Consider the following 12,037-nt stretch of genomic DNA (forward strand, 5'->3'; position numbering starts at 1 on the left):
TGTAAAGTTGCAAGCCATAGGCCAAAACGAATAAAGGCCTTAAACAAGGCCTTTGGTAACATTACAAAATTACAAACGCAGATCAGCGATTGTTAAGTTGTTGGTTGATTTCATCAAATATACTCGCATCATCAATGGTTGATGGAATTTGCAGTTCTTCACCATCGACCAATTGGCGTAAGTTCTTTCTGAGTATTTTCCCTGAGCGGGTTTTTGGGAGGCGTTCAACATGCAAAATGTTTTTCAGGCAGGCAATGGCGCCAATTTGATTTCTTACCGAGTGCACTAACTGTTGCTCAACTTCTTTGCTATCGCCAAGATAATCGTCTTTGAGCACTATCATCGCCATGGGTAATTGCCCTTTGAGTGCATCGTTAACACCAAATACTGCACATTCAGCAACAGCAGGGTGGGCTGCTACAATTTCTTCCATTTCACCGGTTGATAAGCGATGACCCGCAACGTTAATTACATCGTCGGTACGACCCATAATAAATAGATACCCATCGTCATCAATATAGCCGCCATCACCAGAGAGGTAATAACCTGGGTACTCGCTTAAGTAGCCCGCTTGAAAGCGTTCATTGTTTTGCCAAATTGTTGGTAAACAGCCCGGTGGTAAAGGCAGTTTAATTACAACTGCACCGCTTTCGTTTGCAGCGCACTGCTCACCATTCATATCAAGAATTTGTACATCAAATCCCGGTGTTGGCACCGTTGAACTACCCGGCTTAGTAGCAAGTTGTTCAATACCAATTGGATTACACGCAATTGCCCAACCTGTTTCTGTTTGCCACCAGTGGTCGAGTACAGGCAAGCCGGTGTTGTCTTTTAGCCATTCATAAGTGGGTGGATCTAGGCGCTCACCGGCCAAGAATAAGCGTTTTAAACTTGAGGTATCGTATTGTTTAAAGCCCTCAGCGGTAGGGTCTTCTTTTTTAATTGCGCGAAACGCAGTAGGAGCACTGAATAAAGCGGTGACTTTATAATCTTCTACAACACGCCAAAACGCACTGGCATCTGGGGTTCTTATTGGTTTGCCTTCGTAAAGTACGGTGGCACAGCGATAAATGAGCGGTGCATAAACAATGTATGAGTGACCAACCACCCAGCCAATATCTGAAGCTGCCCAAAATACCTCGCCGGGTTTCATGCCATACACGGTTTCCATGCTGTAATGCATTGCAACTGCGTGACCCCCGTTTTCTCGAACCACCCCTTTAGGTGTGCCTGTGGTGCCTGATGTGTAAAGAATATAAAGCGGGTCGTCGCCTGCAACAGGCACTGCATCGACTGCACTTGCTGCATCAGAGGCTGATTGCCAATCGATGTCTCGGCCATCTTGCATCTCGGCAATCGCTTGCTCACGCTGAAATACAATACAGTGTTCAACAGCATGCTTGGCAGTTTCGAGTGCTTCATCAAGCAGTGGTTTATATTCAATCACATGATTAATTTCGACCCCGCAAGACGCAGTAAGCACAAGCTTAGGCTTTGCATCATCAATACGCACCGCGAGTTCGTGTGGTGCAAAACCACCAAATACAACGGAGTGAATGGCACCAAGACGCGCGCACGCTAGCATACCAATAACCGCTTGTGGGATCATTGGCATATAAATGACTACACGGTCACCTTTGCTTACGCCAAGGGATTGCATGAGTCCTGCAAATTTAGCAACTTGAGTTTGTAACTCGCCATAAGTGTATTGTTGTTTGGTATTGGTAACAGGAGAGTCGTAAATCAGTGCAGTTTGGTCGCCATAGCCTGCTTCGACATGTTGGTCGAGGGCTAAGTAACAAGTGTTTAATTGACCATCGGCAAACCAATGGTAAAAATCATTATCGTCATATTGATAAGGGGCACTTGGCTCTTTAAACCAAGGAATTCGTTTACTTTGCTCAAGCCAAAACTGACCCGGATCGCGCTGGAACTGTTGATATTGTTGTTGATATTCGCCCGCCATTGTGAGGCTCCTATACTTTTTAGTGAGAGACCCTAAAAAATGTAGGTGTTTTTTTGATTAAATAATATGCGACCTTGGTCGGCATTAATTGGGCTAAATGTCGTGAAATCGCCCTGTTTAGGGGCGATTTTAGGGAATCGTGGTGCTAATTAAACCTGTTGTTCACTAATAAGCGGTAAGCAAATGAGGATCTTAACGCCACCTAGCTCACTATGCTCAGCTTTAATAGTGCCTTTGTGTGTTTCAATCAGGCTTTTACAAATTGCAAGCCCAAGGCCTGAGCCGCCTGTTTGACGGCTGCGCGACTTATCAACGCGGTATAAACGTTCGAATATTTCAACTAACTGATTATTGGTAACGCCGGGTGGGGTATCTTCAATACTAAAAGTAATACTCTGCTCTGAGGCCATTGCTATAAATTTAATTTTGCCGGGTTTATCAGTATAAAAAGTACTGTTTGATAAAAGGTTCGTCAGTACTTGCTTAATTTTATCGATATCCCATGTGACTTTGATATCAGCAGCAAGGTGAATGTTACAAGTAAATTCAAAGCCTTTGTTTTCTACAAAAGCAGTAAAGTCTTGCTGCCAAACGGATAATACATCAGCAAGTAAATAGGGTTTTAGGTTCAGATATAGGCTATCGGAGTCAGCTTGTGCTAGTTGATGGATATCACGGATCAGTACATTGATATCGGTAAGTTTTCGATTAATGGCATCGTAAGAGGCATCTACGTCTTTGGCGATATTGTATTGCAATGCTTCAACTTGCAATTGTAGTGCTGTGAGTGGCGTGCGAATTTCATGAGACACATCGGCTAGTAAGCGGTTCTTTTTATCAACGACTTCTTGGAGTAGCTGTGCTCGTTCACTGGCAAGCTTACGCTTTTTAAATGAGCGGTAACCAAAGCCAGATATCAGCAAAATCACGCAGCTTAAGCCCAGTAACCACGCTTTGAATTGCCATTCACTTTCGCTTAGTTGAGCCGCTTGAATTTGCTTTTCAGCACTCAATTGGTTGATTTCTTGCTGATTTCGCATAAAAGCTACTTGGCTTTGCATCGCGGCCACGGTTAAGTCGTGCTGATTTTTACCGGTACTATCTTCAAGGGTTTGATAGCGGTTTTGCGATTCAAATGCTTGTTTATACAGTTGTAAAGCAAGGTAAGAGTCAGTGAGTAACTTATTTAAACTAATTTGATCTTCAACATCTTGCAGCTCATCAGCCTGTTTTAAAGCCTGCTCTGCGGTTTTAATTGCTTCAGCGTGATCATCAAGGGCTTGATAAATACGTGTTTGAGTGATCCCTAAAGATACCAAGTGTGAGCGAAAATTATAGTCAGTAGCGATTGCCAAAGCGCGGTTGATATAGGCTTGCGCTTCACTTATGTTATTTTGTTTTAAAGCAATTAACGCCATTAAATCGTACGAGCGACATAGCCCTGTGTTTGAAGATGATTGCTGATAATAGCTAATCGACTTTTCTGCGTAATCTGTGGCTGTAGCAAGTTCGCCTTGTTTTAGCGCAGCGTAGCCGACCTTCATGGCACTGTTACCGATGTCGACTTTTGAGCCAATTTCTAAATCCAACACGTGGGACATTTTAAAGTGCTTTAACGATTGAGCACTGTCGCCCATACGGCGGTAAACTTCGCCAATTTCGTAAAGCGAATCGGCTATGCCTTTTTTGTCATCAAGCTTTTGATGCAAAGAGAATGATTGAGTTAAACTTGCAAGCGCCGCATTGTGATCGCCAATAATGGCTTCGATTATTCCTAAGTTTAGTAATGCCGATGCATACGATTTTTCATCATCAAACTCATTTAAGATATTAACAGATTTTTGTGCCTCATTTAGGGCGGCTATGTATTTATCTTGCCAGCGTAAAATGGCTGCTAATCGCTCATAAGACTGGGCAATCAGCACAGAATCTTTTATCTGTTTAGCAATAGCTAATGCATCTCGGTAGTGCTGCTCTGCTGTTAGAAAGTTACTTTTTCTGCCTTGTGCGTAGCCCTGAATAAGCATCGCTCGTACTGCAATAGCCTGATTACTTTGCTTTTGTCCGTACTCCAGTAGCTGCTCTGCATAGCTCAGTGCTTGATCATAATCACCACTGCTCACATTCATAAATGCCAGCGATTCGAATGCCTCTTGTATGATGTTAGGCTCATTGACGAGAGTTGAGTCGTTAGTTAACTGCTCAAATATTTCAGTGGCTTGGTTTGGGTTACTATTGCGTAGTGACTGGGCTTCGTTTAGCTTTTCTAACGCTTGTTTAGGGGTAATAGCATAGGTGCTTAGCGTTAGACAGCTAAGGGCACAAGCTAAGGCTAAGCTTTTATAAAATAATGGAGTGTTTTTCATTTTTAATTAGGTAAAGGCAACTGCCATTTTTGTAATATTGCTTGGTATTGACCACTTTGCTTCAAAGCTTCAACCGCGTTTCTTAATTGCGCTGCGAGTTGTTTATCTAAATTAAGGTTTGCAGCTAAATAAAGACCTGAAGGAAAGTCATCTAAGTGTAGGCTTTTATGAATGTCACTTGGATCAACCCCAGATAATGCCAGTTCGTTTTGCAAAGTCAGGGTGTTGGTCAGCACAAAGTCTATGCGCTCTTTTTCAAGCAATTGCCAAAGTTGATGGTAATGACTGACTAGCACCAAATTTTTATCTTCATTAAATCCGGCTTGCTTCAAGTAATGCTCACTTGAATAGCCTCGAATAGTCGCGACACGGTACTGCTGAGCTTGCTTTAAACTAAATATTTTGTGGCTTTTGCTCGCAAGGTCAACGAGGTAAGCGTCCGAAAAATAGGTTTGTGCTAACCACTGAAAGCGACTCTCACGAGCTGGGTTTTTTAGTAGCGAAATCATTAACATGTTTGGATTGTTTTCGAGCTCATGAAAAGCCCGCGCCATAGGCATAATTGCGAATTCGCTGGGGATGTTTGCGTGTGTTAAGGCGGCTTTTACTACTTCAACAAGTGCACCATCGGCTTCGCCTTGCTGATTTTTAAAATGGTAAGGAGGTAGATCTTCAGCGATAAAGGTCAGTGTTTTCGCAGCCGTTGCACAACTGATGAAACAAAGCATGGTAGCAATCAGTAATGAGCGAAACAGCATAAAGATCCTTTATCCTTAAACAAGTAATTAACATACTAAAGAATCTTAATGAAAAGGTATAGGTTTTTAATTGCCAAGTCAGATTTAGTTGCTTTTTTTACTGCGGGGTGCCCCTAGCAAGATACCGATATGGCAAACACACACAGATAGAAAAGCACTCAAGCCCAATGCACCGCCATAGCCATGCAAGCGCGGCACAAGGTATTCAAACAACAAAGCAAACAATATTGAAGCAATGGCTAATGTAAAAATGCCAAAGCGTTTTGGTGCGCTCATGCCAATGAAAGTCCCCCCAAAAAACGCCACGCTGTAAAGTTCTACATCAACAGGGAATAGGCTTAAAATTGCAAATGCAATAATGCTGGTGGCGGCTGAGGCGCGAATGCCATCAAAGCGATTATGATGCGCTAAAAAGTAAGTAGAGTAGGCACCAAGTAAAGCGGTAATTGTAATAAACAAATCCATTAAAAGACTCCTTTTGCAAGCATGTAAAGCGCCACACTGGCAAAAGCAACGCTACCAAGACGACCACCAAAACCTGCAAATAGGTTCATAGTTAATACGTAAAGGCTGGCACCAATTAAAGAGATAAAACTCAGCTCCCAGTAGCTGTTGATTAAACTCGATGAGCACATACCAGCAAAACTACCAGCGTAAATGGCTGCATAAGGATGGTTACCAAAACGAGCAGGAAAAGGAATAAATGTGCCAACTAAACCGGTAAATGCAGCAGATAACACAAGGGCAACATTGGCTTGGTCATGAAGTAAAAAGCAGGAAAAACAGCCAACAGAAAAGGCCAAAAACTTGACCATAAAAAATGTAATATGTGCCATTAATTGACGATACACCTCGCTTAAGTAGGTAAACGAGGTGCATTATCTCATTGATGCGTTTAGTCCTGCAACTGCGCTTTGGCGGGTATTGCTGCTACTTTGGTATGGTGGCCATACAAAGCAACAATTAAAAAGCAAACAAGTGGTACAACAAACGAAACCGCAGTGTTAAAGGCATCTATAGTTGCGGCTTGGATCAGAGGTAAAAATGCGCCCCCTAAAATTGCCATTACTAAACCTGCCGCACCCACTTTTGCATCTTCGCCGAGGCCTTCAAGTGCTGTGCCGTAAATGGTTGGAAACATCAAAGATAGACAGCTTGAAATAGCGACAAGTGCGACTACGCCCACTAAATTAACTTGGGTGGTAACAATAAAACAAAGCACGGCTGCAACTAAAGCCATAAAACGCAGTAATTTAGCGCCGCTAATAAAGCGCATTAACCAAGTCATAATGAATCGAGATACTAAAAACACCAGCATAGAATATTGTAAGACTTGGCCGCCGGTAACTTCTGTAGTGTTAAGTGCTTCCATTGTGTAACCAATGGTGTAGGTCCATACACAGGTTTGTGCGCCAACATTAAAAAACTGTGCCAGCACACCAAATCGGTAGTGTTTATTTTGATATAAATGTTGAAAGGTTTTTTTAAGTTTACGCGGCTGCGCTGCGGCTTTTGTTACTGTGGCAGGAGAGCGGCTAAAAAAGATACATAGCCATAGTAAGATTAAGCAACAGGCCATACCCACATACGGCACCATCACAGCATCTAGCTCTGCACTCACAACGGTTTTTAGTTGCGCTTCACTCATTAGGGCACGGCTTGCGCTATCAGCTTGATTTAAGTTCGGTAAAATCAACGTCGCCGCTAAAAACACACCAATATTAGTACCAACAGGGTTGAAAGCTTGCGCGAGGTTAAGTCTACGGGTTGCTGTTTGCTCGTATCCTAACTGCATGACATAAGGGTTTGCCGAGGTCTCTAAAATAGACAAGCCACCAGCAAGAATAAACAAGGCCAGTAAAAAGTGGCTATAGAGCATGGTTTGGCTAGCAGGGTAAAACAATAAGGCACCACTTGCGGCCATGGCTAAACCCACTAACAGCCCCGTTTTATAATTAAACCGTCTATTGATCATGGCCGCCGGTAAAGCTAAGCAAAAATAAGCACCGTAATAACTAAACTGCACCAGTGCTGATTGCAACGCACTCATCGAAAATGTTTTGCTAAAAACTTTCACTAATGGGTCTGTCATATTGGCCGCAGTACCCCAAGCAGCAAAGCAAATTGTAAGCAGAATAAAAGGCCAAAGCATTTGGCGCGATACAATAGCAGGCTGTGTTTGCATAGTTCACCAGATTAATGTGTTCATATTGTTGTGGCCGACAGTATTCACGACTATAAATAATAAATCAACCTAGTTGATTTATTATTTTGACTGGTAGATAGTACGCCAAAAAGGTCTAATAGGCCGCTTATCAAGCTGGTATCAAGAAGGATGTTATGAAGAGCAGTTTATCGCGAGCACCAAGAAGCAAGAACGAGCGCGCAATCTTAAGTTTAATTAGGCAACAGCAAAGCATGCCTAAAGCGCAAATAGCAAAAGCGTTAGCCTTGTCTGCTCAGGCTGCAACAGTAAATATCAACAAGCTCGAAGAAGATAAGCTATTGCTTCGTGATGCACCTGTAAAAGGACGAGTAGGGCAGCCAAGTGTGCCGTTTAGGCTCAATCCAGATGGCGCATTTAGTTTTGGTTTGAAAATCGGGCGACGACGCTTCGACCTGATACTCGTTGACTTACAAAGCACGCAAAGAGCATCGGTATCTGTTGAGGTGAATGAAGCATCGGTTGATGAGCTTAAATCATTCTTAGAAACACATATCCCACAATTAATCAGTCAATTAGAACCTGAACTGCGCTCACATGTGTGTGGGCTTGGTGTCGCTATGCCGTTTGATATTTGGCAATGGCAAGCCGCTTCAGATACTGCAACAAATACCCTTAGCCAATGGCAAAATTTCGACTTAAAAGGTTACTTAGAAAGTCAGTTTAATTTACCGGTTTATATTAGTAACGATAATAACGCTGCCTGCTGTGCAGAACTAAGCCTTGGTAACCCTAATAACTACAGCGATTTTTTGTATGTTTATTTGGGGGCTTTTTTAGGTGGGGCTGTGGTGATTAACCACCAACTTCTCGAAGGTAAAAGTGGTAATGCCGGTGCTATAGGCTCAATGCTAAACGCTGATCGGGAGCAGTTACTTAGTCAATGTTCATTACTATCATTGCAAAGCGAGTTTGATAAGCAGCAACTTGGCATTTCAGTGTATGAGCTAACTGACAGTCAGTTTAAAGAGCATAAATTGCTAGTTCAGCCTTGGCTTGAAAAAGCTGCTGAGGCTATCAGTATTGCCATGCATAACAGTTTGAGTCTATTAGATATGCAAGCTGTGATTATTGATTCGCCGTTACCGAGTAAAGCGCTTGAACAGCTCAAGCAGTTATCAATTGCAGCATCTGCACGTTTAGATAGTCGTGGACTACGTAGCTGTGAAGTTAGTTTAGGCGTGTGCGGGGAAAAAGCGCAGTCGATAGGGTCTGCTCAACTTGCGCTTAGTCATCATTATTTTTAAGCAGGAGTGAGCTGCTCACTCCTGCTTAATTCATTACTTCTGATATTGTTTGAACCACGCAAGCGTGTATTCAATTTTCGAAATCATACGTGATGGACGACCCGCAATACCATGTGGTGAGCCCGGCACACGAATAAGCACGGTATCTACCTTTTGCAGTTTTAATGCTTGATAGAACTGCTCTGATTCTGAAATAGGCGTACGGCGGTCTTCTTCACCTGTCATGATCAATGATGGCGTGGTTACGTTACCCACTAATGAAAGCGGCGAACGTTTCCAGTAGTGCTCCACATTATCCCAAGGCATGCCAGGGAACTGGTTACGAATTTGACCAATATAGCTGTCAGCTGAAAGAGTTTTACTTAACCAGTTGATCACAGGCTTGGTAATTGCCGCAGCGTTGAAGCGGTTTGTTAAACCAACAGCATAAGCCGTTGCAATACCACCTGCTGAACCACCAGCAATAAATAGGTTATCTTTGTCGATAAAGCCTTTAGCAATCATGGCATCAACTGCTGAGTTGTGATCGGCAAAGTCTTCTTCAGAGCTGTATTTACCATCTAGCAGTAGTGCAAAGTCTTTACCGTAACTTGTTGAACCACGGTAATTCACATACACAACCACGTAACCTTCAGCGGCATAACGTTGTAATTCAGCAGTAAAGCTTGGGCCATAGGCAAGATGTGGGCCGCCGTGAATTTCAACCATTAATGGGTACTGTTTGCTTTCATCAAAATCAGGTGGTGTGATATACCAACCTTGAATAGCCTGGCCGTCGAACTGCGATTTAACATTCAGCTCGTGCACTTTACCAAGCTTCTTATGGCCTAATACATCTTCGTTTAATGAAGTTAGCGTTTTACTTTTACCTCTGTAGATGTAGCCTAAATCAGCTGGGCGGTATTCGCTGCCTGTGGTGTACGCAATAGCGCCATTATTGGCCATGCTGAAACTACCACTAATATACGGACGACCAATCGAAGTGCCCGATACGGTATCAGTTAAGTCAGTGACCTTACCACGGCTGTTTACTTTAGCGAGCTTACGCTTACCAAAATCATCGTACTGAATAACAAAGTCACCATCGCCTGACCACTTATAATCAGCCACTGAGCGGTCTAATTTTTCAGTAATATGCTTGATTGATTTATCGTCTAAATCGAGCATAGATAGTGTCGAGTTAATGTAAGGCACAGGGGCGTTGTCACGCGCAACAAAGGCAAGTTCATCACCGTCTTGTGCGTAACGTGGGTTGCTTTCGCGGCCTGGTAAATCGGTTAGTTGCGTAAGCTCGCCTGATTTTACATTGATTTCATATAGGTCTGACTCAGTTGTGCGGTACTCCCACTCATCATTGCGATCAGCAGAAAAAGCTAGTTTTGTGTTACTTGGATCCCAAGCAAGAGGGCCATAGTGCTGATAATCACCCGATGTTAATTGGCGTGGTGTGCCACCCGAAACAGGAATAACAAAAACGTGACGGTATGAAGGCTCTAAAAAGCCTGCGCCATCAGCTTGATAGCGTGCTTTTTCAAACACTCTCACTGGTTTTGACCACTCAGCACCTTTAGGTTTTTTCGGCAGTTTTACTGATTTAGCGAACGCAGATTTACCTTCAGGAATACTCATGGTGAAGGCAATTTGTGCAGAGTCATTTGACCAAGTTAAGTTACGTACTGATTTTGGTAGTTGCGTTAATAATGCTTGTTTGTCTTGTGCTAACCAATAAACGTGAAGCTGATTTGAGCCACTTGAGTTGCTGGTAAAGGCAATTTTCTTGCTATCTGGAGACCAAGTAGGTTGGCTATAGTTATGTTCATCAGAAAACAGTGGCGTGTGTTGACCAGACTTTATATCGTACAGCCAAAAGCTACGCTTATTACCATCTTTCATGATGTCGTAGCCGCTGCGCACATAAACGATTTTTTTACCGTCTGGGCTTATTTGTGGGTCGCCTGCGTATTCAAGCTGAAAAATATCTTCAGAGACAAATTTGTCGTTAGCATATACTTGAGCTGTTGTTGCTGCGCACAGCAAACTTGCTCCAATAAGGATTGTTTTTTTTAATTGCATGGAATGGTCTTTTTTTAGCCGTAAAATTTTATCCTAAAAGCAGACCATTCGCTGCGCAAGCACATTGAGATAAAGTTGCACTTACCCCAGTTGAATTGACTCAAAGTCTATATGTGCTTCGCTAGTAACTGATTTTAAAGGCTTAGGCAAACTTAAAATAGTCATCCCAACGCGCATCTAAGCGCTGTTTGGCCTCATCTAAATCAACCGCTGAATAAAGATCACTTTGCTGATTAACTAGATCAAGCTTTACGAGTTTGTCTAAAGCATCATCAATTTCAAAGTCGAGCTGGCAATTATGTTGCTCCTTAAACCATTGCTCAATTTGATTATCTAATTGATCTGCAGTCATCGCTGATTCGCTTTTTAGTAAAAAGGTGTAGGCAAGCAGCGCCTCTTTAACATCTTCTTCTTCAGCTGCATCAACTAGAGTATGGAAAACACCTGCATTGTTATCTAGGTTTTTAAAATACAAGTTGTCGGCTAGTGCTTTCATAAAGCGAATTTTACGATTTTTAAACTTGCTCCATTCTTTAAAAATAAAGCTGCCAAATACCCCCATGCCGATTGCAAAGGTAATAAAGTGTTGCTGACTCATATGTACTTCTTCACTGCGCCAACCACCCCAAAAGGCAATCAGAGCAATCAGTAGTAAAATTGACGCGCCTAATTTTGTTACCAATACCACAGCACCGCCAATCAGAGCTGAAGAGCCAATAATCAGTTTATCTATTGGGCGCATTTTTACTTCGCTATTCGGAAACAGCATTTCTAAATCGGCTTTTGGGACATTCTGAAATAATTTGACAATGGTTGAATTTGGCTCAAAGCCTACTGGCATTTTGCCTTTTTCTAAAAAGTACTGCTCGTCTTTAAAGCGGATGAATATGGCAACGCGATCATAGTTAGTAAATTGGATTTGCTTTTTCTTTAGACCCCAAAAACTGCGCAGCGTCTCAGTTTTTTGCGATTCACCGCGACGGTAAAAGACCACTTCTGCAAAATCATCAAACTCAACGGCTAAACGCACTTTAAATAAAGACTCTTCATTCAATGCATCTTGCAAGTCTTGATTGGTAATGGTTTCAAAATTGGCAGCATTGAGTACGGTGGCAAAGTCTTTTGCAAAGGCAGATTGGTAACTGGCACGTTGCTCGTCGGTAATCGGAGTTAGAGTGCGGGTGTCGCTATTTGGGTCAAATGGTGCATAGTTGTTTTTTAATGACTCCAGCAGCTCGTGATATTGATAATGAGTCACGCTTTGCAAAAGTGTAGCAAACTCCATAAACGAACCTGATTGCGATTTACCTAAATAGGCTTGGCAGAGGTTGATGATGTCGTGTTTTCGAAAAGGAATAAATCGTGCGTCGCTCATTGATTCTTGCTGTGTCATTTAAATTGTC

General features: G+C 42.6%; 9 protein-coding genes. 1 reads left to right on the top strand and 8 read right to left on the bottom strand.

The genetic code is table 11. The features are described from left to right. Positions 1-82 precede the first annotated feature (82 nt). The 6 genes from WA256_RS01285 to fucP all read right to left on the bottom strand — a co-directional run bounded on the left by WA256_RS01285 (position 83) and on the right by fucP (position 7,275). Positions 83-1,966 carry an acetate--CoA ligase gene (locus WA256_RS01285; RefSeq protein WP_062565051.1) on the bottom strand — a complete coding sequence of 628 codons (1,884 nt, stop codon included), beginning with the start codon at positions 1,964-1,966 and terminating at the stop codon, positions 83-85. Positions 1,967-2,115: 149 nt separating this feature from the next. Then, positions 2,116-4,332, bottom strand: a complete 2,217-nt coding sequence (locus WA256_RS01290; RefSeq protein WP_304637444.1) for a tetratricopeptide repeat protein — start codon at positions 4,330-4,332, stop codon at positions 2,116-2,118. A 2-nt stretch (positions 4,333-4,334) separates the two neighbouring features. After that, complete coding sequence (locus WA256_RS01295) at positions 4,335-5,090, bottom strand: substrate-binding periplasmic protein (RefSeq protein WP_062565053.1); 756 nt, start codon at positions 5,088-5,090, stop codon at positions 4,335-4,337. A gap of 84 nt (positions 5,091-5,174) precedes the next feature. Then, on the bottom strand, positions 5,175-5,555 hold the full coding sequence (locus WA256_RS01300; RefSeq protein ID WP_054560682.1) for a hypothetical protein: 381 nt from the start codon (positions 5,553-5,555) through the stop codon (positions 5,175-5,177). Next, a complete protein-coding gene (locus WA256_RS01305; RefSeq protein WP_054561182.1) occupies positions 5,555-5,905 on the bottom strand; it encodes a hypothetical protein in 351 nt (116 codons plus the stop codon). Before WA256_RS01305 ends, WA256_RS01300 begins: the two co-directional genes overlap by 1 nt. 80 nt (positions 5,906-5,985) lie before the next feature. Next, entirely contained in the window at positions 5,986-7,275 is a 1,290-nt protein-coding gene (gene fucP / locus WA256_RS01310; protein ID WP_063529513.1) for an L-fucose:H+ symporter permease, read from the bottom strand. A 155-nt stretch (positions 7,276-7,430) separates the two neighbouring features. Here fucP and WA256_RS01315 point away from each other — a divergent pair, with 155 nt between their 5' ends. Then, positions 7,431-8,561, top strand: a complete 1,131-nt coding sequence (locus WA256_RS01315; protein WP_335988453.1) for an ROK family transcriptional regulator — start codon at positions 7,431-7,433, stop codon at positions 8,559-8,561. A 33-nt stretch (positions 8,562-8,594) separates the two neighbouring features. Here the strand turns inward: WA256_RS01315 and WA256_RS01320 are convergent, their stop codons facing one another. Both WA256_RS01320 and WA256_RS01325 read right to left on the bottom strand, forming a co-directional pair. Further along, on the bottom strand, positions 8,595-10,634 hold the full coding sequence (locus WA256_RS01320) for a S9 family peptidase (RefSeq protein WP_335988456.1): 2,040 nt from the start codon (positions 10,632-10,634) through the stop codon (positions 8,595-8,597). 142 nt (positions 10,635-10,776) lie between these two features. Next, the gene (locus WA256_RS01325) at positions 10,777-12,009 is read right to left on the bottom strand and encodes a TMEM143 family protein (RefSeq protein ID WP_335988458.1); all 1,233 of its coding nucleotides are present in this window, start codon (positions 12,007-12,009) and stop codon (positions 10,777-10,779) included. Between the last annotated feature and the right edge of the window lie 28 nt (positions 12,010-12,037).

The organism is Pseudoalteromonas sp. CH_XMU1449-3, assembly GCF_037027245.1.
In the GTDB taxonomy this organism is placed as follows: Bacteria; Pseudomonadota; Gammaproteobacteria; order Enterobacterales; family Alteromonadaceae; genus Pseudoalteromonas; species Pseudoalteromonas shioyasakiensis.

Excerpts from the sequence above, each read along its gene's own strand:
- WA256_RS01315 (WP_335988453.1), top strand. The coding sequence starts at position 7,431 with ATGAAGAGCAGTTTATCGCGAGCACCAAGAAGCAAGAACGAGCGCGCA.
- WA256_RS01300 (WP_054560682.1), bottom strand. The coding sequence starts at position 5,555 with ATGGATTTGTTTATTACAATTACCGCTTTACTTGGTGCCTACTCTACT.
- fucP (WP_063529513.1), bottom strand. The coding sequence starts at position 7,275 with ATGCAAACACAGCCTGCTATTGTATCGCGCCAAATGCTTTGGCCTTTT.
- WA256_RS01295 (WP_062565053.1), bottom strand. The coding sequence starts at position 5,090 with ATGCTGTTTCGCTCATTACTGATTGCTACCATGCTTTGTTTCATCAGT.
- WA256_RS01320 (WP_335988456.1), bottom strand. The coding sequence starts at position 10,634 with ATGCAATTAAAAAAAACAATCCTTATTGGAGCAAGTTTGCTGTGCGCA.
- WA256_RS01305 (WP_054561182.1), bottom strand. The coding sequence starts at position 5,905 with ATGGTCAAGTTTTTGGCCTTTTCTGTTGGCTGTTTTTCCTGCTTTTTA.
- WA256_RS01285 (WP_062565051.1), bottom strand. The coding sequence starts at position 1,966 with ATGGCGGGCGAATATCAACAACAATATCAACAGTTCCAGCGCGATCCG.
- WA256_RS01290 (WP_304637444.1), bottom strand. The coding sequence starts at position 4,332 with ATGAAAAACACTCCATTATTTTATAAAAGCTTAGCCTTAGCTTGTGCC.
- WA256_RS01325 (WP_335988458.1), bottom strand. The coding sequence starts at position 12,009 with ATGAGCGACGCACGATTTATTCCTTTTCGAAAACACGACATCATCAAC.